This window comes from Brevundimonas sanguinis (assembly GCF_029636725.1).
GTDB classification, from domain to species: Bacteria; Pseudomonadota; Alphaproteobacteria; order Caulobacterales; family Caulobacteraceae; genus Brevundimonas; species Brevundimonas sanguinis.
This window is the reverse complement of the sequence record NZ_CP116770.1, coordinates 538,018-558,877: the sequence shown is the minus strand read 5'-3', so window position 1 is coordinate 558,877 and position 20,860 is coordinate 538,018. Positions and strand designations below refer to the sequence as shown.

Annotated in this window: 21 protein-coding genes and 1 tRNA gene; 5 read left to right on the top strand and 17 right to left on the bottom strand. The window is 69.3% G+C overall.

The annotated features are described in order from the left end of the window. Window positions 1–82 precede the first annotated feature (82 nt). The 3 genes from queG to PIB44_RS02720 form a co-directional block, all read right to left on the bottom strand. A complete protein-coding gene (gene queG, locus PIB44_RS02730) occupies window positions 83–1,198 on the bottom strand; it encodes a tRNA epoxyqueuosine(34) reductase QueG (RefSeq protein ID WP_278070326.1) in 1,116 nt (371 codons plus the stop codon). A gap of 25 nt (window positions 1,199–1,223) precedes the next feature. Continuing rightward, window positions 1,224–1,910 carry an FtsZ-binding protein FzlA gene (fzlA, locus tag PIB44_RS02725; RefSeq protein WP_278070325.1) on the bottom strand — a complete coding sequence of 229 codons (687 nt, stop codon included), beginning with the start codon at window positions 1,908–1,910 and terminating at the stop codon, window positions 1,224–1,226. 64 nt (window positions 1,911–1,974) lie between these two features. Next, a complete protein-coding gene (locus PIB44_RS02720; RefSeq protein ID WP_278070324.1) occupies window positions 1,975–3,024 on the bottom strand; it encodes a cation diffusion facilitator family transporter in 1,050 nt (349 codons plus the stop codon). Between the two features lie 130 nt (window positions 3,025–3,154). Between PIB44_RS02720 and PIB44_RS02715 the strand changes: the two genes are divergently transcribed. Further along, complete coding sequence (locus PIB44_RS02715) at window positions 3,155–3,961, top strand: undecaprenyl-diphosphate phosphatase (protein WP_025976180.1); 807 nt, start codon at window positions 3,155–3,157, stop codon at window positions 3,959–3,961. A gap of 163 nt (window positions 3,962–4,124) precedes the next feature. Here the strand turns inward: PIB44_RS02715 and PIB44_RS02710 are convergent, their stop codons facing one another. Together PIB44_RS02710 and PIB44_RS02705 are read right to left on the bottom strand one after the other, a co-directional pair. Beyond that, entirely contained in the window at window positions 4,125–5,096 is a 972-nt protein-coding gene (locus PIB44_RS02710) for a complex I NDUFA9 subunit family protein (protein WP_278070323.1), read from the bottom strand. A 127-nt stretch (window positions 5,097–5,223) separates the two neighbouring features. Next, window positions 5,224–6,891, bottom strand: a complete 1,668-nt coding sequence (locus PIB44_RS02705; protein WP_278070322.1) for an amidohydrolase — start codon at window positions 6,889–6,891, stop codon at window positions 5,224–5,226. Window positions 6,892–6,965: 74 nt separating this feature from the next. Between PIB44_RS02705 and PIB44_RS02700 the strand changes: the two genes are divergently transcribed. Next, window positions 6,966–7,397 carry a DUF488 domain-containing protein gene (locus PIB44_RS02700; protein WP_278070321.1) on the top strand — a complete coding sequence of 144 codons (432 nt, stop codon included), beginning with the start codon at window positions 6,966–6,968 and terminating at the stop codon, window positions 7,395–7,397. Between the two features lies 1 nt (window position 7,398). Here the strand turns inward: PIB44_RS02700 and PIB44_RS02695 are convergent, their stop codons facing one another. The 12 genes from PIB44_RS02695 to hppD all read right to left on the bottom strand — a co-directional run bounded on the left by PIB44_RS02695 (window position 7,399) and on the right by hppD (window position 18,840). Further along, a complete protein-coding gene (locus PIB44_RS02695; RefSeq protein WP_278070320.1) occupies window positions 7,399–9,363 on the bottom strand; it encodes a M1 family metallopeptidase in 1,965 nt (654 codons plus the stop codon). Window positions 9,364–9,415: 52 nt separating this feature from the next. Continuing rightward, window positions 9,416–10,675, bottom strand: coding sequence for a multidrug effflux MFS transporter (locus PIB44_RS02690; RefSeq protein ID WP_278070319.1), 1,260 nt, complete (start codon window positions 10,673–10,675; stop codon window positions 9,416–9,418). Between the two features lie 111 nt (window positions 10,676–10,786). Continuing rightward, window positions 10,787–11,908 (bottom strand): HlyD family secretion protein, encoded by a 1,122-nt coding sequence (locus tag PIB44_RS02685; RefSeq protein ID WP_278070318.1) that lies wholly within the window; start codon window positions 11,906–11,908, stop codon window positions 10,787–10,789. Between the two features lie 13 nt (window positions 11,909–11,921). After that, window positions 11,922–13,622: an efflux MFS transporter permease gene (locus PIB44_RS02680; RefSeq protein WP_278070317.1), complete on the bottom strand. Its 1,701-nt coding sequence runs from the start codon at window positions 13,620–13,622 to the stop codon at window positions 11,922–11,924. Further along, window positions 13,619–14,179, bottom strand: a complete 561-nt coding sequence (locus PIB44_RS02675; RefSeq protein ID WP_278070316.1) for an SbtR family transcriptional regulator — start codon at window positions 14,177–14,179, stop codon at window positions 13,619–13,621. The genes PIB44_RS02680 and PIB44_RS02675 overlap by 4 nt, the downstream gene beginning before the upstream one ends. 138 nt (window positions 14,180–14,317) lie before the next feature. Then, a tRNA-Leu gene (locus PIB44_RS02670) sits at window positions 14,318–14,402 on the bottom strand. A gap of 89 nt (window positions 14,403–14,491) precedes the next feature. Further along, a complete protein-coding gene (locus PIB44_RS02665; RefSeq protein WP_278070315.1) occupies window positions 14,492–15,499 on the bottom strand; it encodes a fumarylacetoacetate hydrolase family protein in 1,008 nt (335 codons plus the stop codon). Window positions 15,500–15,558: 59 nt separating this feature from the next. After that, window positions 15,559–15,858 carry a hypothetical protein gene (locus PIB44_RS02660; RefSeq protein WP_025976170.1) on the bottom strand — a complete coding sequence of 100 codons (300 nt, stop codon included), beginning with the start codon at window positions 15,856–15,858 and terminating at the stop codon, window positions 15,559–15,561. Next, entirely contained in the window at window positions 15,849–16,325 is a 477-nt protein-coding gene (locus PIB44_RS02655; protein WP_278070953.1) for a methyltransferase family protein, read from the bottom strand. Before PIB44_RS02655 ends, PIB44_RS02660 begins: the two co-directional genes overlap by 10 nt. A 5-nt stretch (window positions 16,326–16,330) precedes the next feature. After that, window positions 16,331–17,416 carry an isoaspartyl peptidase/L-asparaginase family protein gene (locus PIB44_RS02650; RefSeq protein WP_278070314.1) on the bottom strand — a complete coding sequence of 362 codons (1,086 nt, stop codon included), beginning with the start codon at window positions 17,414–17,416 and terminating at the stop codon, window positions 16,331–16,333. Window positions 17,417–17,568: 152 nt separating this feature from the next. After that, window positions 17,569–17,754: a hypothetical protein gene (locus PIB44_RS02645; protein WP_025976167.1), complete on the bottom strand. Its 186-nt coding sequence runs from the start codon at window positions 17,752–17,754 to the stop codon at window positions 17,569–17,571. Then, window positions 17,755–18,840, bottom strand: coding sequence for a 4-hydroxyphenylpyruvate dioxygenase (hppD, locus tag PIB44_RS02640; protein WP_278070313.1), 1,086 nt, complete (start codon window positions 18,838–18,840; stop codon window positions 17,755–17,757). It lies immediately after the preceding gene. A gap of 225 nt (window positions 18,841–19,065) precedes the next feature. Here hppD and PIB44_RS02635 point away from each other — a divergent pair, with 225 nt between their 5' ends. From PIB44_RS02635 to PIB44_RS02625, 3 genes are read left to right on the top strand one after another with little or no spacing between them, the layout of a single operon-like run. Continuing rightward, window positions 19,066–19,647, top strand: a complete 582-nt coding sequence (locus tag PIB44_RS02635) for a YqaA family protein (RefSeq protein WP_278070312.1) — start codon at window positions 19,066–19,068, stop codon at window positions 19,645–19,647. A 55-nt stretch (window positions 19,648–19,702) separates the two neighbouring features. After that, on the top strand, window positions 19,703–20,242 hold the full coding sequence (locus tag PIB44_RS02630) for a disulfide bond formation protein B (RefSeq protein ID WP_025976164.1): 540 nt from the start codon (window positions 19,703–19,705) through the stop codon (window positions 20,240–20,242). A gap of 11 nt (window positions 20,243–20,253) precedes the next feature. Continuing rightward, a complete protein-coding gene (locus tag PIB44_RS02625; RefSeq protein ID WP_278070311.1) occupies window positions 20,254–20,844 on the top strand; it encodes a demethoxyubiquinone hydroxylase family protein in 591 nt (196 codons plus the stop codon). Window positions 20,845–20,860: the final 16 nt, after the last annotated feature.

Genomic DNA, 20,860 nt, shown 5'->3' with positions numbered 1-20,860 from the left:
TTGAACTCAAGCGCGCGCCCTCAAGCTTTGAACGTCGCGCCGACACCCCTCATCCGAGCGCCTCCGGCGCCCACCTTCTCCCTCAAGGGGAGAAGGACCATTCTTGGCGAACCTCTTCGTCTGTTTCGTTCGCCCGCCGCGTTTCACGAGCCGGCTCGAACCGCTGGGGCGCGAGTTGCGCCAGCGCCCAGATCGCCGCGCCGCGCACCACGGGGGCGGGGTCGTCCAGCAGGGCCTCGACCGGCGCGACCAGCGCAGCGTCCCCGGAATTGCCCGCCGCATAGAGGGCGTTGCGGATGAAGCGGTCGCGGCCGATGCGCTTGACCGGGCTCTTGGTGAACAGGGCGCGGAAGGCGGGGTCGTCCAGCGCCAGGATATCGATCAGCGGCGGCGACTTCAGCGCGTCGCGCGCCTGCAGCCGGGCCTCCGACGCGCTTTGGGCGAACTTGTTCCACGGACAGGCCGCCAGACAGTCGTCGCAGCCATAGATGCGGTTGCCCGTGGCGAGGCGGAACTCGCGCGGCCAGGCGCCCGCATATTCGATGGTCAGATAGGAGAGGCAGCGTCGGGCGTCGATCTGGAACGGCGCCGGAAAGGCCTTGGTCGGACAGGCGTCCAGACAGGCGGTGCAGCGGCCGCAGTGCTCGCTCTCGGCCGCGTCCGACTCGATCTCGGCGGCGGTCAGGATGGTCCCCAGGAACAGCCAGTTGCCGTGGGTGCGGCTGAGCAGATTGGTGTGCTTGCCCTGCCAGCCTAGCCCCGCGCGCTGCGCCAGCGGCTTCTCCATCAGGGGGGCGGTGTCGACGAAGACCTTGACCTCCTGACCCAGCCGCGCGGCGATCTGACCGGCCAGGATCTTCAGCCGTCCCTTGATGACCTCGTGATAGTCGTCGCCGCGCGCATAGACGGAGATGTAGCCCGCCGACGCCTCCTGAAGCTCTGGCCGGGGGTCTTCGTCGGGGCCGTAGTTCATGCCCAGGACGATAGCGGTTCGGGCGCCGTCCCACATGGCGGTGGGGTGGGCGCGGCGTTCCAGCGTCGTCTCCATCCAGCCCATGTCGCCGTGACGGCCCGCATCGACGAAATAGGCCAGCCGTTCGCCCGCGCTCCACGGATCGCTGGCCGAGGCGAAGCGGCACACGCCGAAGCCCAGTTCGGCGGCGCGCTGTCGGATGAAGATGCGGGGATCGGCCGCCATGAGGGCGCTTTAGCCCTGCGCAGGGTTAGAAGTCGAGGTCGGCGTACCAGGGCGCGGGGTGGACGCCGGGGAAGCGGTCGCCCAGCAGCGGGCGGAAACAGGGGCGCGACTTCAGCTTGGAATACCACAGCTTCAGCGAGGGCCAGGACGCCCAGGCGATCTCGCCGAAATAGTCGAGCACCGACAGATGGCCCGCCGCGATCAGGTCGGCCTGGCTGAGCCGGCGCCCCGCCAGCCACTCGCGGCCGGCCGCCAGCGGCTCCAGAACCGTCAGGTGGCCCTTCAGGAATTCGCGCCCCTCGCGCAGCATCCGGGCGTCGGGCGGCCCCATGCGCAACAGCGGCTTCTCCATCCGCTCATGCAGCAGGACGGCGTCGACCTCATCGGTGAAACGGCGGCTGAACCAGGTCGCCAGACGCCGCGCCTCGGCCCGCTCGGCCGGGTCGGACGGCAGCAGGAAGTCGCCCTTGGAGCGGTCCTCCAGCCAGCCGAGAATGGCGTCCTGTTCGCACAGGGTCAGGCTCCTGCCCTTCTCGGTCACGCTCAGCACCGGCGGCATGCCCGAAGGGTTCATCTCGAACAGGGGGCAGTCGCCCTCCCACGGGCGGACCAACTCCTCGCCGTACTCGACCTTGGCCTCGCCCAGCGCCAGCCGCGCCGTGCGCGAAGCCGGGTGAAAGGCGAAATGATACAGGACGGCGGGCGTGGACATTGTCCGCCTTCAATGCGCCCTCGCCCGTTAAGGCTCCGTTTACCGCGCGCGATTGTCGCAGGGCTCAGGACCAGGGGCCGACCCGCGCCGAAGGCGAGTCCGGCGCCTGGGGCGCCCGCGATCCAGACGGGGACGCTTCGGTTGAGGGCCCTTCAGAGCGGGGTGATGGGGGCGCATCGCGATCCGGCGTCTCAGGCCGCGGCGAGGCGAAGGCGCCGCCGTGCGGCTCTGCCGCGCCCCGGGGGTCGGCGTGGATCAGAATGTCGGCGTGGGGAAAGGCCTGTAACACCCGCTTTTCGGCGTCCAGGGTGATGTCGTGCGCGGCCTTCAGGCTGAGATCGGGGTCCAGGTCGACGTGCATCTGCACCATCAGCGCCTGCCCGGCCATGCGGGTGCGAAGTTGGTGGACGTTGGCGATGCGGGCGTCCTCAGTCACCGCAGCGACGATGGCGGCGCGCTCCGCGTCCGAGGCGGCCCGGTCCAGCAGGTGATCGGCCGCGCCCTTCAACAGATTCAACGCCCCCCAGGCCAGCCAGACCGCGACCACCAGACCCGCCGCCGCATCCAGTCCGGGCGCCTTGAGCAGGGCGCCGGAGACGACGCCGATCAGCACCACGACGTTGGCGGCCAGATCGGCGGCGTAGTGGGCGCGGTCGCCCGCCACCGCCAGGGAGCCGGTCTTCTTCACCGCCTGCTTCTGCATCCACACCAGGCCGGCGGTGATGGCGATAGACAAGACGACCACGCCGATCGCCCATCCGCCCGAGGTGACGGGGCGCGGGTCGAAGATGCGCTGCACCGCCTCCCAGCCGATGAAGACGCTGGAGGCCAGCACCATGCCCGCCTGCACCAGGGAGGCCAGGCCCTCGGCCTTGCCGTGGCCATAGCGATGCGAATCGTCCGGCGGCAGGGCCGCCCAGCGCACGGCGACGAAGGTCGCCAGCGACGCGATCAGGTCCAGCGTCGAATCCGCCAGGCTGGCGAGGATGGAGACCGAGCCGGACGCCCCCAGGGCGAAGGCCTTCATGACGATCAGCAGGACCGCCGTCGCCACCGACAGGGTGGTGATCCGGCGGGTGGTCTCGTGGGCGGCGTCGAGGGGAGAGACGGTCATTTCCCGACCTTGTCGCCTAAAACCGCGCCCGCGCCAATGGCGGCGCGATGCCCGGGACGCTAAGGAAGGCGGACGCGACGCCGCACGGCGCGACCCGACCCCCGGACCTGGCGGACAAGACGGAGAATTCATGGCGGACTGGCTGATGGCGATCCTTCTGGGTCTGGTGGAGGGATTGACCGAGTTCATTCCGGTGTCGTCCACCGGCCACCTGCTGCTGCTGGGGCATTTTCTTGGCTTTCAGAGCACCGGCAAGACGTTCGAGATCGTCATTCAGCTGGGCGCCCTGCTGGCCATCATCAGCGTCTATTTCAAGCGACTGTGGACGCTGGCGACGCGCTGGCCTTTCGACGCCGAGGCGCGGCGCTTTCTGATCGGCCTGCTGGTCGCCTTCGCCCCCGCCGTGGTGATCGGCTTTCTGGCCTACGGCTTCATCAAGACGGTGCTGTTCGAGACGCCGCTGGTTATCTGCGTCGCCCTGATCATCGGCGGGGTGCTGCTGCTGTGGCTGGACCGGATGAACAAGATCCCGGCCTATCTGGACGCGGACCGTTATCCGTTCCGGGTCTACTTCCTGATCGGCCTGTTCCAGTGCCTGGCCATGATCCCCGGCGTGTCGCGCTCGGGCGCCACCATCGCGGGGGGGCTGCTGCTGGGCACGGACAAGCGGTCGGCGGCCGAGTTCAGCTTCTTCCTGGCCCTGCCGACCATGGGGGCGGCGGTGGCCTATGACCTGTTCAAGAACCGCGACGTGCTGGACTTCAGCGATTTCGGCCTGATCGCCATCGGCTTCATCGCCGCCTTCATCTCGGCCCTGGCCGTGGTCCGGTTCCTGCTCGACTTCGTGTCCAAGCGCGGCTTCGGCCCCTTCGCCTGGTGGCGGATCGCGGTCGGCGTCGTCGGCATCATCGGCCTGGCGGCGACGGGGGCGCTGTAGGCCATTTCCTCTCCACGCCGTGGGGAGGTGGATCGGCGGCGTAGACGCCGAGACGGGGGGGCGGCTTCGGGCCGGGCCTGCCCCTCCACCGCTTCGCGGTCCCCCTCCCCATTTCATGGGGAGGAAAAAAGGCGCGCGTCAGGCGCCGCCGAGGCGCTGGAAATCAGGCGGCGGGGCTTTCGGCGTACTGGCCGCCGGCGCGATAGCGCCACAGATAACCCGGGGCGATGGCCTCGATGCCCGAGGGCTCGACCCCGAGGTCGGCCAGGCCCTTGGCGCCCGGAGAGACGACGTTGTCCGTCTCCAGCAGCGTCACCTGATCCTTGGTCAGCTGCGGCGCCAGGCCGATCATGGCCGGGATCTGGGCCAGCGAGCCGATCATGCGCGCCACCGGGAAGGGCAGCGGCAGCAGGATGTTCCTGCGGTTGGTTTCGCGCAGGATGAACTTCAGGATGTCCTCGAAGGTCCACACCGACGGTCCGCCCAGCTCATAGGTCTGGCCCACAGCCTCGGGGGCGACGGTGGCGCGGGCGATGGCCTCGGCGGCGTCGGCGACATAGACCGGCTGGAACTTCGTCTGGCCGCCGCCGATCAGCGGCAGGACCGGCGACCAGCTGGCCATGGCGGCGAAGCGGTTCAGGAATTGATCGCCCGAACCGAACACGATCGACGGACGCACGATCACCGCGCCCGGGAAGGCGGCGCGCACGGCGGCCTCGGCCTCCCCCTTGGTGCGGGCGTAGTCGGCCTTGCCGTTGGCATCGGCGCCGATGGCCGAGATTTGCGTCAGGCGCTTGACGCCCGCCGCCGCAGCCGCCTCGGCGACGTTGGTCGCGCCCTGGACGTGCAGGGTCTGGAACTTGCGGCCGCCGGTCTCGAACAGGATGCCGACCAGGTTGATCACGGCGTCGGCGCCGCGCACGGCCTCGGCGACGGCGGCCTTGTCGGTGATGTCGCAGCGCACGACCTGAACCTGGCCGACGTCGCCGGCCATGTGCAGCACGGGCGCGCTCTTGGCGTTGCGGGCCGCGACGCGCACGCGCCAGCCGCGACGGGCCAGGGCGCGCACCACCTGGGTCCCGATGAAGCCCGAGCCTCCGAACACAGTGACCAGACCGGGGGCGAAATCAGCCATCTCAGACGCTCCAAACGCCAAGCCCCGGCCGCAGACCCGGCCGGAGATAAAATCCTATGCGCGGGGCTTAACCGAAGCGGCCACGCCCCGCAACGAGAAGGGCGGGATTCCGCGCGATCAATCCCTCCTAGTCGGCCCGGTGGACGATCTGTCCGTCGACCACCGTCAGCACGGCCCGGCCCTTGGGAATGTCGGCGGCGGGGACGGTCATCAGGTCGATGTCGAAGGCGGTGAAGTCGCCGCGCTTGCCGACTTCGATCGTGCCCAGCTCATTCTCGCGGAAGCTGGCGTAGGCCGGCCATAGGGTGAACATCTTCAGCGCCGTCGACCGGTCCACCGCCTCGTTCGGGCGCCAGTCCGGCCCCTGAAAGCCGTTCAGGTCGCGGCGCGCCACGGCGGCGTAGAACTCGATCAGCGGGTCGCCGCGCTCGACCGGCGCGTCCGAGCCGCCGACCACGATCACGCCGCGTTCCACCAGCGTATGCCAGGCGTAGGCGCCGTCCAACCGCGCGTCGCCCAGGCGGTCGGCGGCGAAATGCAGGTCGCCGATGGCGTGGCTGGGCTGCATGGAGGCGATGATCGGCAGGTCGTTGAAATAGTGATAGTCGGCCGGCCGGATGATCTGCGCGTGCTCGATGCGCCAGCGCGGGTCGGCCAGCTTCCACTCGGCCTTGGGCGTCGAGCGCAGGGCCTCTTCATACCAGGCGGCGACGTCGTGGTTGCCCTGATCGCCGATGGCGTGGGTGGCGATCTGAATGCCGGTGCGCAGCGCCTGCTGATACAGCGGCATGACCTCGTCGCGCGAGGCCAGCATAAGGCCGGAGGTGTCGGGCCGATCGGCATAGGGCTCGAACAGCTTGGCCCCGCGCGAGCCCAGGGCGCCGTCGGCGTAGAATTTGATCGCCCGGGTGATGACGCGCCCGTCGCCCGCGTCGCGCGGCCCGCCCGCCATCAGGGCGCGCGCATCGCCCATGTCTATAGCGTTGTAGACCCGCAGCGGCGCCTCGCCCGCCTCAGCCATCGACTCCAGCAGGGGCACGTCCTTCCACGGCGCGCTCATGAAGTGAACGCCGGTCCAGCCATAGCGGGCATAGACGCCGAAGCCGGCGCGATAGGCCTCGCGCGCCGCCGCCGGGTCGGCCTCGGGCGTCAGGCCTTCAAGCAGGGTCATGGCGCCGTCGACCAGCAGGCCGGTCGGCTGTCCGTTCGCGTCCTTGAGGATTTCTCCGCCCGACGGGGTCGGCGTCGTCGCATCGATCCCCGCCGCCGCCAGAGCCGCGCTGGAGACCACACGCGCATGGCCGTCGGCCCGGCTCAGCACCACCACCCTGCCGGGCGCCGCAGCGTCCAGATCGGCGGCGGTCAGGAAGCGCTTCTCGGGCCAGTGGGTCTCGATCCAGCCGCGGCCGACGATGACGCCTTCGGGATGCGCCTCGGCCCAGGCCGTCAGGCGCGCCATGGCCTCGGCGAGCGAGGCCGCGCCTTCGAGGTTCAGCGTCATCTCGCGCCAGCCGATGCCGTCCAGGTGGGCGTGGCCGTCGGTGAAGCCGGGAAACAGCGTCGCCCCCTTCAGATCGACGACCTCCAGCCCCTCGGCGGACGGCGCGCCGTTCGCCGCGCCGACATATGCGATGCGCCCGTCGCGCACGACCACGACCTCGGCCGTCGGCTGGGCCTCGACGCCGGTATGGATAGTCCCGCCCCGGATCAACAGGTTCTGAGCGTAGGCCGCAGGCGCGGCGGCCAGCAACAGCGCGGCCACCAGCGGCAGGGTCGTCTTCAGGGTTCGGGTCATCAGCGCCTCCAGTCGCGGCCAAGGGAGCCGCAGCCGCGCTTGGCGTCAAGCCGCCGCCGTCGCATGATCGGCGCATGAAACTGTTCACCATCGGCTACGAAAGCTCGACGCAAGCCCAGGTTCTCGACCGGCTGAAGGCCGCCGGGGTCGAGCTCGTGGCCGACGTGCGCGCCGTCGCCTCGTCCCGCATAGCGGGCTTCTCCAAGACCGTGCTGGGCGAAAGCCTGAAGGCGGAAGGGCTCGAATATCTGCAGCTGCGCGCCCTGGGCACGCCCAAGGCCGGGCGCGACGCGGCGCGCAACGGCGACGTCGCGACCATGCAGGCGATCTTCAACGCCCATATGCAGGAACCCGACGCCGAGGCGGCCTTCCAGCAACTGCGCCATGTCGCGGGCGAAAAGCGCGTCGCCCTGCTGTGCTTCGAGGCCGACGCCTGCGGCTGCCACCGCGCCGTCCTCGCCGACCGGCTGGCCCGCGAAGACGGCGTCGAGGTGGTGAACCTCTAGCTTACGGGCGGCCCACCACCTGATCGACCGAGTTGCTGGTCACCGGGTGATACAGCGGCCGCGCCTTGGCGTAGATGCGCGTGGCGATCGGGCGGCCCCAGTCGCCTTCGGCCCACAGGGTCTGGAACAGGGGCAGGACGAATTTGCGCCGCCCCTGGCTGGTCAGGAAGCGCTCGGCCACAGCCGCCGCTGGCTCGTAACGGTTGGCCAGGGCCGCTTGCAGCCAGGCGAAGGTCAGTTCGGCGTTGCCCTCGCTGTCCAGCTTCAGCGTGCGTTCCAGATCGGCCAGTTGCGCCGGGGTCAGCCAGTCGGCCCCCGCCGCCAGCCCCTGCGGCCGCCACGACAGGAAGCGCAGGCGCTGCTGGGTGTTCCAGTCCTTCCACGGCACGGCCGAGGCCGGGCCCTTGGCGACGTAGAAGGCCTCGGCCGCCGCATCGACCGGCTCGAAGGCCCGCGACACCGGCGCCTGGACGTTGGACGGCAGGCCGGGATCATAGACCCAGGCGTTCAGCTGCAGCTTCTGCTCCAGGCCCGCGTCGCCCTTGATCAGATGCGTGCGGATGTCCTCAAGGAATCGCTCCGACGTCATCGGCCGCCAGGCGTTGCGCTCGAAATAGCCGCGCAGCCAAGCGTCGAACCGCTCGCGCCCGGCGATCTGCTCGATGGTGCGCAGGAAGGCGGCGCCCTTGTCATAGGCGATGGTGTTCATGCCCTCGTCGGGATCGCGGCCCGCCAGTTCGAGATGCAGGCGGGTGTCGGCGGCGGCCAGCGTCTTCAGCTCGTCCTGCAGCCCGTCCCAGGCCAGCACCTGTTCCTGAACGGCGGCGTCGCGACCGTAGACCGCCTCCATGATCCGGTTCTCGAAATAGGAGGTGAAGCCTTCGTTCAGCCAGAAGTCGTCCCAGGTGGCGTTGGTCACCAGATTGCCCGACCAGGAGTGCGCCAGCTCGTGCGCCACCAGCGAGACCAGCGAGCGGTCTCCGGCGATGATGGTCGGGGTGGCGAAGGTCAGCATGGGGTTCTCCATGCCGCCGAAGGGGAAGCTGGGCGGCAGGACCAGCAGGTCGTAGCGACCCCAGCGATAGGGGCCGTAAAGCGCCTCGGCCGCATCGACCATCTGGGCCGTCGGCTGAAGCTCATGCGCCGAGGCCTGAAGCTGGCTGGGCTCGGCCCAGACGCCGGTGCGGGCGTCGAACGGGGCGAAGGCCAGGTCGCCGACCGCGACGGCGATCAGATAGGGCGGGATGGGGTTGTCCAGCTTGAAGCGCCAGGCCTTGGTCCCGGCGCCGGCCGCCTCGCCGTTCGGCGTCAGTTGCTCAGCAGCCATGACCACGGTCAGGTCGGCCGGGGCGGTGATCCGCGCGCTGTAAGACTGACGAATCCCCGGGCTGTCCTGGGTCGGGATCCAGGTGCGGGTCAGGATCGCCTGGCCCTGACTGAACAGATAGGGCTTCTGGCCGCCCGCCGTCTGCTGCGGGCTGAGCCACTGCAGGGCCGAGGCGTCGGGGCGGGTGGAATAGGCGACGACGATCTTCTGCGTCTCGCCGCCGCGGAAGGCCGGGAGGCGCACGCTGAGCGGCTGACCCTTGATCGGATCTGCGGCGCCCAGGCTCCAGTCCAGCGGACGGCCGGCGGCGTCGGTCACGGCCTTGATGTCCAGCATCTTGGCGTCCAGCACCACCTCGGTCGCGCCGGGACGCCCGGTCACGTCCAGCGTCGCCTTGCCTGACAGGGTCTTGGCGGCGAAGTCGGCAGCCAGGTCCAGGTCGACATGCGTCACCCGCGCCTCGGCCGGCCGCGCGTAGGAGTGGGCGTCGTTGACGTAATCGCTCGGGAGGACCGACGCGGCGGGAACCAGAGGCGACATCGGCATCGTGTCTCCGGTCGTGGCGCAGGCGCCCAGGGATGTGGCGAGGGCGGCGGCTATAGCGAGGGCGGAAACCCGCCCGACCAGCTTCAGGGTCATCGAACGCTCCGTATTCAGATGCGCCCGAAGAGGCTCCCTCGCGGCCGAAAGATCAAGTCTCGGCGACAACCGGCGGCAGATGGCGGGCCTTGAACAGCCGCCCCTGCTCGGCCGCCAGAACCAGGGCCAGAGCCGCCACGCCCAGCAGGGCGAAGCCGACCGTCATCGGCACCGTCGTGCCGTCGAACTGCTGGCCGATGGCGAAGCCCAGCAGGGCGCCGCCGATGGAGGAGATGAAGCCCTGGGCCGAAGAGGCCGTGCCGGCGATATGGCCCATCGGCTCCATGGCCATGGCGCCGAAGTTGCCGGCGATGAAGCCGAAGCAGAACATCTTGCAGGCCTGCATGGCGGCGAACATCCACAGGCTGTCATGGCCCAGCCAGGCGATCACGGCGTGCAGGACGCTGAAGCCGATGAAGCCGATCAGGGCGGCGTGGGCGATCAGGCGCGAGCCCAGCTTCTCGACCAGACGCGCGTTCATGATCGAGGCCACGGCGATGCCCGCCGCCACCAGGGCGAAGACCACCGGGAACAGGCCCGGCGCCTTGAACACGTCGAAGAAGATCTGCTGCGAGGAGTTGATGAAGCCGAACAGCGCCCCGCTGATGACGGTCATGGCCAGGGTGTAGCCCATGCCCTGACGGTGGGTGAAGGCGAAGCGGAAGGCGGCGGCGATCCGGCTGATGTCGATCGGCATCCGGTCTTCGGGATGCAGCGTCTCGGGCAGACGCAGGCCCGCCCAAATCAGGAAGGCCCCGCCCGACAGGGCGAAGACGCCGAAGATCCACGGCCAGGGCGCCACCAGCATGACCAGCTGACCCATCGCGGGCGCGATGATCGGCACGCCCAGAAAGACCAGGAAGCTGAGCGACATGACGCGCGCCATCGTCCGTCCGACATAGCGGTCGCGCACAATGGACACGGCCAGAACCCGCGTCGCCGCCGCGCCGATCCCCATGCCGATCCGCGACAGGATCAGCATGTCGAACGTATGGGCGAAGGCCGCCAGAATGCTGAAGACGACATAGACGCCGATGCCCGCGAACAGGGCCGGTCGCCGCCCATAACGGTCCGACAGCGGCCCATAGAACAGCTGCGCCACGCCGAAACCGAGCAGATAGGCGGTGATCACCCACTGGCGGCTGTTCTCATTGGTCACGCCCAGATCCTCGCCGATGTGCGGCAAGGCCGGCAGCATGGCGTCGATCGCCAAAGCGTTCAGCGCCATCATCACGGCGATCAGGCAGACGAATTCAGCGAAGCCCGGCCCCTTGGACGGAGTCTTGATCGCGGGAGAAGGGGCGCTGGTCATCGGCTCCAGATGCGGCCTGCGTCAGGCTGACGCAACCCCGGACCGGCGAAGTTTTCCGCACTGCAACAAAAAGTCAGGCGCTCCTTTTGCGCCGAGTCTAACGCCCGCCGCCTAGTCCTTCACCTTGATCCGGGCCGTCACCGACATGCCGGGCGACAGGCGCTCGACGCCCTCCTGCCCCGGATCGACGGCGATGCGGACGGGGATGCGCTGGGCCACCTTGGTGAAATTGCCGGTGGCGTTGTCGGGGCGGATGACGCTGAACTCGGAGCCGGTCGCGGGCGAGATGCGCTCGACCTTGCCGGTCAGGACGCGACCGCCCAGAGCGTCGACCGTGATCTCGACAGGCTGGCCGACGCGCACGTCGCGCATCTGCGTCTCCTTCATATTGGCCGTGACCCAGACCACGTCGGGGACCAGCGCCATGAACTGCGTCCCGACCGCGGCCTGCTGGCCCTGACGCACGGTCACCTCGCCCAGCCGGCCGTCGCGCGGCGCGGTGATGCGCGTATTGTCCAGATCGATCTGCGCCAGACGCACCTGGGCGCGGGCGTTCTCGACGGCGGCCTCCAGCGAGCCCTTGCCGACCACGGCCGAGGTGACGCCGGTCTGGGCCACCTCCTCGGCGGCGCGGGCCTGCGCCAGCTGGGCCTCGGCGGCGCGCAGGGCGTTCTGGGCCGTGTCCACCTGGGCCTGGGCGACCCAGCCGCCCTCGAAAAGGGCGCCAACCCGCGTGGCGTCGGCGCGGGCCTTGGTCACGGCCGACTGGGCGGCGGCGATGGCGGCGCGCGTCTGGGCCACCGATCCGCGCGCCGAGGCCTGGCTCTGGGCGGAGTTGGCCAGCGCCGCCTCGGCCGCGTGCAGGGAGGCCTGCGCCTGCTCCAGCCGCTGGCGATAGATGCGATCGTCGATGGTCGCCAGAAGTTGTCCCTGCTTCACCGTCTGGAAGTCCTGCACCTCGACCGAGGTCACATAGCCGCTGACCTGAGGGCTGATGATGGTCACCTGACCGCGCACATAGGCGTTGTCCGTCGTCTGCGGCCCGCCCGGGAAGGGCGGCAGGCGCCAGGCGTGAAGGATCAGGCCGATCCCCACCAGCGCCATGGCGATCAGGGCCACGCTCCACATCACGCGACGACCGTTGGACGGCGGCGGCGCGGCAGGAGTCGGCCCAGACGGAGGGGACGCAGGAGGCGCGGCGGCAGCGGACGGCGGGGGGGCGGCGTCGGTCATGGTCTTGTCCGGTTCAATCGACGGCCGCCGCGACGGAGGCGGCGGCGTCGGAGGCTTGCGTCTGGGCCAGGCGGGCGGCGCGGCGCGCCTCCAGCCTGGGCCGGTAGTGGTTCAGGGCGACCCAGGCGGCGCCGATCGCGGCGGCCCCCGAGATCAGCAGGAAGACGTCGTTGTAGGCCAGCACCTGGGCCTGCTGGCTGACCTGCTGCTGCAGCAGGCGCAGGGCCGCGCCCTGACGCTGGGCTGCGTCGCCGATGACGTGGGCGTAGGCGCCGCCCAACTGCTGCAGGCGCAGCACGGTCTCCGGATCGCCCAGGCCGATGCTCTCGGACAGTTGGCTGGAGTGAAACTTCTCGCGCAGGGTCTGGATCGTGCCGACCAGGGCCGAGCCCATCAGTCCGCCGACGTTCTGGCCGATCGAGAACAGGACAATGAAGCTGACCATGTTCTTGCCCCCGCCCTGCAGCACCTGGCCGAAGCCCAGGATCATCGTCGGGCCGATGAAGAAAGCGGCGGCGAAGGCCAGAAGCGCCTGGCTGAAATAGAGCTGGGTCGGGCGCGTCAGCACGGTGGCGTGGCTGTCGATGAAGGCGCCGACGGCGATCATGACCAGGGCGATCGAGATCGGCTTCCACAGCTTCATCGGATTGAGGGTGAAGGCGCTGACCAGCGTCCCGGCCGCCGTGGCGACCAGCATGACCAGGAACAGGCCCTGCATCTGCTGCGGGACCAGCCCCATCTGTTGCAGGAAGCCGACCGCGCCGGTGGTCTGTTCCGACAGGACGATCCGCACCAGCAGGATGGCCAGCAGCAGCCGCACCAAGTCCCGGCCCGCCAGCCACTTGAGGTCGATCAGCGGGTTGGTCCGGTTGTATTCGATCAGGGCGGCGGCGGTCAGCAGCAGGATCGCCCCGACCAGGGCCCAGCCGATCCACGCCGCCTCGGTCCACCAGACGACGCGCCCCAGCCCCAGCACCGCCGTCAGCAGGGCCACCCCCGGCGCGAACAGGGCGAAGGTGACGAAGTCCAGTTTCTCAAACACGCGCACACGCTGCGACGGCGGCATCTTCAGGGCGAAGACGGCGGGCAGGGCGACCAGCACCAACCCCAGCTCGAACATGTAGAACGCCCGCCACTGATCCAGATCCAGCAGGCGCATGACGCCCAGCCGCGCCAGCGGAATGGCCAGACTGGACAGGCCGACGCCGATGATAATGCCCTTCAGCCGGTGCTGCGCTGGAAAGGCCTGGATGATGTAGAGGATGCCGAGGGTCGACATCCCCGCCGCCGCCATCCCGGCCACGCCGCGCACGACCAGGGTCGAGCCGAAATCCTCCAGGAACAGATGCGCCGCCGCCGTGGCCAGGAAGACGACCAGGATGATCTCGGTGAACAGGCGCAGGCCGTATTGCATGCGGAACTTGACCAGCAGCAGGTTCATGCAGGCGTTGGTCATGACGAACACCACGGGCAGCCAGGCCGCCTCGGTCATGGTCACGCCCAGGGCCCCGGCCAGTTGCGGCAGGTCGGCCGTCACGGCGGCGTTGCCCAGACTGCCGGTCAGGGCCACCAGCACCCCGACGAAGGCGTAGGCCAGCCGCCAGGGCGTCGTGTGATCCGGCGTCGCGGGCGAACCGGGCAGGACCGGCCGCTCGTGCGGCTTCAGGGTGGCGAGGTAATCCTCCCACGGCAGGTCCCAGTGACGGCGGCTCATGCGGCCTCGCCACGCGGCCGCACCGCGTCCAGCACCAGGGCCAGGGACCGCAGGCTGAGCGCCTCGCGCGCCTTCGCCGGCGCCGTCCGCGACGGGGCGCCCAGCATTAGGGCCAGGACGCGGATATCCTCGACGCTCAGATCCGGCCGCACCCGCCCCGCCGCCTGGGACACGGCCAGGGCCTCGGCGCCGGCGGCCTTTAAACCCTGACGGATCGGGGCCAGAGCCTCGTCCTTCAGATCGCGGATCGCGCTGGACAGGCCCGCGCTGTCCAGCATCAGCCGGGTCATCTGCTCCAGGAACCAGATGAAGACGTCCGGATCGTCCAGCCGCGCGCGGGTGCGCCCCGCCAGGTCGTCGATCTGCTTCAGGAAAACCGCCAGGGCCAGCTCGGAGCGATCGGCGAAGTTTCGATACAGGGTCGCCCGCCCGACCCCCGCGTGCTCGGCGATCAGGTGCAGCGGCGCATCCAGCCCGTCGCGCGCAAAGGCGGCCTGCGCCGCCTGAAGCAGCTTCTCACGACGTTCTGCGGCGTCTTGTCGCAACGGACGGGTCATGGCGCGCTAAGTGGACACGGGTGTCCGGTTGTTCAAGGGCTGTCTTGCCTTGAATGCGCAAGTCGCGCGCAAGCTGCGCCGCGAACGCCTTCGCGACGGAACATTTGGATATTGTCTGGAAGCCGGCTCAGGGGCCGGTGGTGCCGGTGGTCGGACTCGAACCGACACTCCTTGCGGAACCGGATTTTGAGTCCGGCGCGTCTACCAATTCCACCACACCGGCACGGCCTGGCTCAAGGCGGCGCAATCTAGCGACGGCTGAGGTCGCGTCAATCGATGAAGCGCAGCCGTCGCCAGTTTTTATCGGGTTGCTCAGGCCGGCTCGACCGTCTGTTCGATGGCGCCGAAGACGGTGCGGTTCTTGTCGTCCAGCATTTCAATGCGGACGGTGTCGCCGTGCTTGAGGAAGGGCGTCTTGGCGGCGCCGCTTTGGATCGTCTCGACGGTGCGGATCTCGGCGATGCAGCTGTAGCCCAGACCGCCTTCGGACACCGGCTTGCCGGGGCCGCCGTCGGCGTCCTTGTTCGACACCGTGCCCGAGCCGATGACGGTTCCGGCGCCCAGAGCGCGGGTCTTGGCCAGGTGGGCGATCAGGGTCCCGAAGTCGAAGGTCATGTCGACGCCCGCGTCGGCGCGGCCGAAGTCCTGGCCGTTGACCTGAACCAGCAGGGCGCCGGACAGCTTGCCGTCTTTCCAGCGGTCGCCCAGCGCATCGGGCGTGACGAAGACCGGCGACAGGGCGCTGGCTGGCTTGGACTGGACGAAGCCGAAGCCCTTGGCCAGTTCGCCCGGGATCAGGTTGCGCAAGCTGACGTCGTTGACCAGGCCGACCAGGCGGATCGAGGCCAGGGCCTCTTCGCGCGTGGCGCCCAGGGCTACGTCGCCGGTGACGACCACGATCTCGGCTTCAAGATCGCAGCCCCAGGCCTCGTCCTTCAGCGGGATGGCGTCGCGCGGCGACAGGAAGCCGTCGGAGCCGCCCTGATACATCAGCGGATCGGTCCAGAAGCTCTCAGGCATCTCGGCGCCGCGGGCTTTGCGCACCAGTTCGACGTGGTTCACGTAGGCCGAGCCGTCGGCCCACTGATAGGCGCGCGGCAGGGGGGCGGCGGCCTCGTGCTCGCGGAAACGGCCGCGCGGCACGGCTTCATGCTCCAGGCTTTCGGCCAGGGCGCGCAGCAGCGGCTCGCACCGCTCCCAGTCGTCCAGCGCCGCCTGCAGGGTCGGCGCGATCAGGAAGGCGTCCGTGAACCAGTTCAGGTCATTCGAGACGACGACGAGGCGGCCGTCACGGCCGTGCTTGAGCGAGGCGAGTTTCATGAGCTGAAGCTAATCCGAAGCAGGGCCGGAGGGAAGTCTGCGCGAGGGGCGCAGGCGCGTCAGACGGTCTGGACGCCCGGCGGGCTGATGACGGCGCGCGCTTCGGCGCCGGTGCGCTTGGCCGGGTCGCGCACCTCGACCTCGATGATGATGGCGCCGACGGGGTCGTGCGCCCACAGATAGCGACGCTCGACCTCGACCTCGCGACCGGACGGGGCCATGCCCTCATAGGTGTCGCCCCAGGGGGTGATCGCCTTCATCTCGACCCAGCGCAGGGCGCAGGCGGCGTCCAGCTCCTCTATGGCCATTTCCGACAGTTCGTCGGCGTGGGGTTCGGGCGTTTCAGGGCTTACAGCCATCGACGGACCTTCTGGCGATAGGCCTCGTACTCGGGGCCGAAACGGGCGGACAGATAGCGCTCCTCGCGGGCGATGACGAAGCGGTCGACCACGATCAGGCAGGGGATCAGCAGGCCCAGGGCGATCGGACTGTCCATGGCGACCGCCAGCCCCAGATAGGTGATGGCGAACCCCAGATAGATCGGGTTGCGGCTAAAACGGTAGAGGCCGCCGGTGGCCAGCACCGTCGTCGGCTTCCACGGCTCGGGCGGGGTGCCGAGGCGGCGGAAATAGCCCGCCGCCGCCCCGTCCAGCAGCAGGCCGCCCAAGATCAATACGAGGGCGAGGCCGCGCCGAACCTCTGTCGCCAGACCGAGCGACGGCTCGCCCAGCCACTGGCCCAACCCCCAGCCGCCGAGCAGGAAGGCGAAATAGATGGCGGGCGGCGGCACGACGACGCCCGAATGATCGCCCCTGCCCGGCTTCATGGGCGTCAACGCGCGGCTTCTTCGTCGCCGTAGATGGCGACGCGCGCGGGCGAGGTCGAGGACACCGCGCCGCGATACATGCCCGAGGTGTTCATCGAGAAGGCGTGTACGCCGTCCTTGCCCATGACGATGACCCCGCCGTCGCCGCCGATCGAGCCGACCTCGGCGATCTCGGCGTCGGCCGCCTGTTGCACGGAGGCGCCCGTGGCGGTGCGCGCACAGATGTCGCGGGCCACGGTGGCGCGGATGAAGTATTCGCCCGAGCCCGTCGCCGAGACGGCGCAGCCGTCGGCGTTGGAGGCGTAGGTCCCAGCGCCGATGAGCGGCACGTCGCCGACCCGGCCCCAGCGCTTGGCCGTCATGCCGCCGGTCGAGGTGGCGGCGGCCAGGCGGCCCTGGCTGTCCATCGCCACAGCGCCGACGGTGCCGAACTTGCGCTCGTCCAGCGGGGCTTCATGCAGGTTGAAGGCCAGGGGCGCGGCCGGGCCTAGACGGGCCGGTTCGGCCGGCGCGCCTTCGGGGCGCGGCGGCAGGGGCTGGCCGGCGTCGCGCAGGGCCTTCAGCAGGGCCTGCCAGCGGCTTTCGGTGAAGAAGAAGCCGGGGCCGACCTCTTCCAGACCCGCCGAGCGGGCGAAGGTCTCGGCGCCTTCGCCGATCAGCATGACGTGGGGCGACTTCTCCATCACCGCGCGAGCGGCGGCGATGGGGTGGCGCGTGCGGGTCAGGCCCGCGACGGACCCGGCGTTCAGGTCCGTGCCGTCCATGACGGCGGCGTCCAGTTCGTTCTTGCCCGCCGAGGTGAAGACGGCGCCGCGCCCGGCGTTGAACAGGGGATTGTCCTCCATCACCTCGACGGCGGCCTGAACCGCGTCCAGCGAGGAGCCGCCGCGCGCCAGCACGGCCGAACCGGCGTCCAGCGCCGCCTGCAGCCCGGCGCGATAGGCCGCGTCGCGCTCGGGGCTCAGTTGGGCGCGCTCGATCACGCCCGCACCGCCGTGGATGGCCAGCGACCAGGTCGGCCCCTCCTGAGCGAGGGCCGGCGCGGCCAGGACGGCGGCGGCCGCAGCAGCGGCGAAGGCGATGGACTTCATTTCAAGCTCCCCAGTGTGTTTCTCCTCCCCATTCCATGGGGAGGTGGATCGGACGCGTAGCGGACGACATGGAGGGGCTGCTTGGTTCCGCTGAAGAGACCCCTCCACCGCTTCGCGGTCCCCCTCCCCATTCCATGGGGAGGAGAGCAAGGCTAGCGTTTCTGATGCAGGCGTCGCCAGACGCGATAGGCCAGGATCGGAGCGAAGCCGCAGACGAGGGCGGCGATCAGGACCATCCAGAACCCGCCCCCCAGCCAGTATTCGCCCGCGAGCGCCCCGGCGCCGGCCGCCAGAAGCGGGCCGAGCCAGGGCAGCCAGTGCGGCGGCCGGAACCGCATTCAGGCGTCGACCTTGATGACGCCGCGACGGATCTGGTCCAGCTCGATCGAGTCGAACAGGGCCTGGAAGTTGCCGTTGCCGAAGCCTTCATTGCCCTTGCGCTGGATGATCTCGAAGAAGATCGGGCCGAAGGTGTCCTGAGTGAAGATCTGCAGCAGCAGGCCTTCCTCGTCCGAACCGTCGATCAGGATGCGGTTCTTACGCATCCGCTCCACGTCCTCGCCGTGGCCCGGCAGGCGTTTGTCGATCAGCTCGAAATAGGTCTCGATGGTGTCCTGGAACTCGACGCCGCGCGCGCGCATGGCCTCGACCGTCTCGAAGATGTTCTCGGTCGTCAGGGCGATGTGCTGGATGCCTTCGCCGTTGTAGCGACGGATGAATTCCTCGATCTGGGAATTCTCGTCCTGGCTCTCGTTCAGCGGGATGCGGATGGCGCGGTCGGGCGCGATCATGGCCTGGGAGAACAGGCCGGTCGCCTTGCCCTTGATGTCGAAATACTTCTGCTCCTCGAAGTTGAACACCGAGTTGTAGAAGCCCGACCAGGTCCGCATCTCGCCACGACGGACGTTGTGGGTCAGGTGGTCCAGGATCTCCAGACCGACGCTGTTCTTGCGCTCGGCCTCTTCCCAGCCCTCGATCTCGTCCCAGGCGTCATAGAGGGAGCCGGTCTCGCCATATTGGTCGATGACGTAGAGCAGGCTGCCGCCGATGCCCTGGAGCACATAGGGGTAGTCGTGCGCCAGCGCCCCGCCATGCACGCCCTCGGCGGCGCGGGCGCCGCGCGCCAGCGCGCCTTCATAGGCGGCCTTGGCGTCGGCGACGCGGAAGGCCATGCCGTTGGCCGATGGGCCGTGATCCTTGGCGAAGTCCGCCGCCTGTCCGGCGGGGGTGCGATGGACCAGCATGGTGATGTCGCCCTGCTTCAGGCGCACAACATCGTTGGCCGGGTTCACATGGGTCGGGGTGAAGCCCATCAGCTCCAGACGCGAAATCATCGCCTCGGGCTCGGGGCCGGTGAATTCGACGAACTCGAAGCCGTCGACGCCAAGGGGGTTTTCCTGGTCGAGTTTGGCGGCGTCCTGCATGACGCGTCTCCTCTCTCTTATGGTTTGGCGCGGCCGGGACCGTGATGGCGCGGCCGCTGATTGGGGCGGAACCTACTGGCGGGGCGGCATGGGGCGCAAGGCGGGTTTCAGCGGAAAGGGCGCACGTTCCGGTGTCGCAGCCGCGCCCTGACCTCTCGCCCGCATCGGCGCAGCCTGCTATCGGGCGGGATGACAAGAGGCGGGGGCCTCGATCAGGACGCCTGAATGCTGCGCAAGCTCTACGACTGGGTCTTCTCTCTGGCCCGCCATCGTCACGCCACCCGCTCGCTGGCCGTCGTCTCCTTCGCCGAGAGCTCCTTCTTCCCGATTCCGCCGGACGTGATGCTGGCGCCGATGGTGCTGGCCAAGCCCGAGCGCGGCTATTTCTATGCGACGGTCTGCACCATCGCCTCGGTGCTGGGCGGCCTTTTGGGTTACGCCATCGGCTATTTTCTGGAGCCGGTCGGCCTGCAGATGCTGGCCTGGCTGGGCAAGGCCGACACCTTCGAGACCTCCAAGGCCCTGTTCCAGCAGCACGGCGCCTGGGTCATCCTGATCAAGGGGCTGACGCCCATCCCCTTCAAGCTGATCACCATCGCCTCGGGCATTTTCCAGTTCAATCTGGCGCTGTTCATCGCCCTGTGCGTCGTGACGCGCGGCGCCCGCTTCTTCCTGGTGGCCTTCGTGCTCAAGCGCTGGGGGCCGCCGATGCTGGCGATCGTGGAAAAGCGTCTGGCCCTGTTCACCGTGCTGTTCCTGGCGCTGCTGATCGGCGCCTTCTTTATGGTCAAGCTTATCGGACACTGATCGACGCCGCTCCCGGCACGGTTTATGAGGGGCGCCCGGTTCCTGTGAGGCGCACATGAGCGCGATCTACAAATTGCTGACCCGCTGGTGGACGGCCTTCGCCCTGGCCGCCGCCCTGGCCATGCTGGGCGCCGCCCATGCGTTCGAGCGGTTCGGCGGACTGCCGCCGTGCAGCCTGTGCCTGAAGCAGCGCGAGGTCTATTGGGCCGCCGTCGCCATCGCCGGGGCCGCCACCTTCTGGGCCCTGTTCAGCCGGGCCAGCCGGGGCACGCCGCGCATCGCCTCCTTCCTGCTGGCCGTCGTCTTCCTGACGGGAGCGATCACGGCGGGTTATCACGCCGGGGGCGAGCTGAAGTGGTGGAGCCTGCCCGCGACCTGCATGGCCGCGCCTTCGACCTCGATCGACCTGTCGGCGCTGACAGCGCTGATCGACGGGACGGGCGGCGGGACGGCCTTCGTTTCCTGCGGCGACGCGCCGTGGAGTTTTGCGGGCCTGTCGATGGCGGGCTGGAACTTTGTCATCTCCCTGGCGCTGGCTATCATCAGCCTGCTGGCGGCGAAACGTCCCAAGGACGCGCGCGCGCCCAAGAGCTAAGAAGGGGCGTCATGACCCAATCCGCTAAAGACATCGCCGCCGCCCGCCGCATTCCCCTGCCGCGCCCCGGCGTCGGTCAGGACAAGGCGCGCCTGGCCGAAATCCTGCGCGTCGATCATGCGGGCGAGTTCGCCGCGGTCCACATCTACCGCGCCCAGCGCGCCGTGCTGGAAGGCCGCAAGGGCAAGGACGCCATCGCCGCCGACCTGACCGAGATGGAAGGGCACGAGGCCGTCCACCTGGCCCGCTTCGAGGCGCTGCTGACCGAAAACCGGGTGCGCCCGACGGCCATGATCCCGCTGTGGAAGCTGGCGGCCACGGCGCTGGGCGCCGGCACCGCCCTGATTTCGGAGAAGGCCGCCCACGCCTGCACCGAGGCGGTCGAGAGCGTCATCGAGAAACACTACGCCGACCAGATCGAGGAGGTCCGCGAGCGCGACCCCGAACTGGCCGCCGAACTGACCAAGTTCCGCGAAGAGGAACTGGCTCACCACGACCACGCCATCGAGCACGGCAGCCGCGAAGCGCCCGCCTATCGCCTGCTCAGCAGCGTCATCAAGGTCGGCTGCAAGGCCGCCATCAAGATCAGCGAACGCATCTAGAGCCCTTCTCCCCTTG

What these genes read in the sequence shown, in the direction of transcription:
- PIB44_RS02715 (WP_025976180.1), top strand. Translation starts at nt 3,155, where the DNA reads ATGGCGGACTGGCTGATGGCGATCCTTCTGGGTCTGGTGGAGGGATTG.
- PIB44_RS02720 (WP_278070324.1), bottom strand. Translation starts at nt 3,024, where the DNA reads ATGACCGTCTCTCCCCTCGACGCCGCCCACGAGACCACCCGCCGGATC.
- PIB44_RS02695 (WP_278070320.1), bottom strand. Translation starts at nt 9,363, where the DNA reads ATGACCCTGAAGCTGGTCGGGCGGGTTTCCGCCCTCGCTATAGCCGCC.
- PIB44_RS02660 (WP_025976170.1), bottom strand. Translation starts at nt 15,858, where the DNA reads ATGGCTGTAAGCCCTGAAACGCCCGAACCCCACGCCGACGAACTGTCG.
- PIB44_RS02680 (WP_278070317.1), bottom strand. Translation starts at nt 13,622, where the DNA reads ATGAGCCGCCGTCACTGGGACCTGCCGTGGGAGGATTACCTCGCCACC.
- PIB44_RS02665 (WP_278070315.1), bottom strand. Translation starts at nt 15,499, where the DNA reads ATGAAACTCGCCTCGCTCAAGCACGGCCGTGACGGCCGCCTCGTCGTC.
- hppD (WP_278070313.1), bottom strand. Translation starts at nt 18,840, where the DNA reads ATGCAGGACGCCGCCAAACTCGACCAGGAAAACCCCCTTGGCGTCGAC.
- PIB44_RS02705 (WP_278070322.1), bottom strand. Translation starts at nt 6,891, where the DNA reads ATGACCCGAACCCTGAAGACGACCCTGCCGCTGGTGGCCGCGCTGTTG.
- PIB44_RS02635 (WP_278070312.1), top strand. Translation starts at nt 19,066, where the DNA reads ATGCTGCGCAAGCTCTACGACTGGGTCTTCTCTCTGGCCCGCCATCGT.
- PIB44_RS02625 (WP_278070311.1), top strand. Translation starts at nt 20,254, where the DNA reads ATGACCCAATCCGCTAAAGACATCGCCGCCGCCCGCCGCATTCCCCTG.
- PIB44_RS02650 (WP_278070314.1), bottom strand. Translation starts at nt 17,416, where the DNA reads ATGAAGTCCATCGCCTTCGCCGCTGCTGCGGCCGCCGCCGTCCTGGCC.
- PIB44_RS02630 (WP_025976164.1), top strand. Translation starts at nt 19,703, where the DNA reads ATGAGCGCGATCTACAAATTGCTGACCCGCTGGTGGACGGCCTTCGCC.
- PIB44_RS02690 (WP_278070319.1), bottom strand. Translation starts at nt 10,675, where the DNA reads ATGACCAGCGCCCCTTCTCCCGCGATCAAGACTCCGTCCAAGGGGCCG.
- queG (WP_278070326.1), bottom strand. Translation starts at nt 1,198, where the DNA reads ATGGCGGCCGATCCCCGCATCTTCATCCGACAGCGCGCCGCCGAACTG.
- PIB44_RS02700 (WP_278070321.1), top strand. Translation starts at nt 6,966, where the DNA reads ATGAAACTGTTCACCATCGGCTACGAAAGCTCGACGCAAGCCCAGGTT.
- fzlA (WP_278070325.1), bottom strand. Translation starts at nt 1,910, where the DNA reads ATGTCCACGCCCGCCGTCCTGTATCATTTCGCCTTTCACCCGGCTTCG.
- PIB44_RS02710 (WP_278070323.1), bottom strand. Translation starts at nt 5,096, where the DNA reads ATGGCTGATTTCGCCCCCGGTCTGGTCACTGTGTTCGGAGGCTCGGGC.
- PIB44_RS02675 (WP_278070316.1), bottom strand. Translation starts at nt 14,179, where the DNA reads ATGACCCGTCCGTTGCGACAAGACGCCGCAGAACGTCGTGAGAAGCTG.
- PIB44_RS02645 (WP_025976167.1), bottom strand. Translation starts at nt 17,754, where the DNA reads ATGCGGTTCCGGCCGCCGCACTGGCTGCCCTGGCTCGGCCCGCTTCTG.
- PIB44_RS02655 (WP_278070953.1), bottom strand. Translation starts at nt 16,325, where the DNA reads ATGAAGCCGGGCAGGGGCGATCATTCGGGCGTCGTCGTGCCGCCGCCC.
- PIB44_RS02685 (WP_278070318.1), bottom strand. Translation starts at nt 11,908, where the DNA reads ATGACCGACGCCGCCCCCCCGCCGTCCGCTGCCGCCGCGCCTCCTGCG.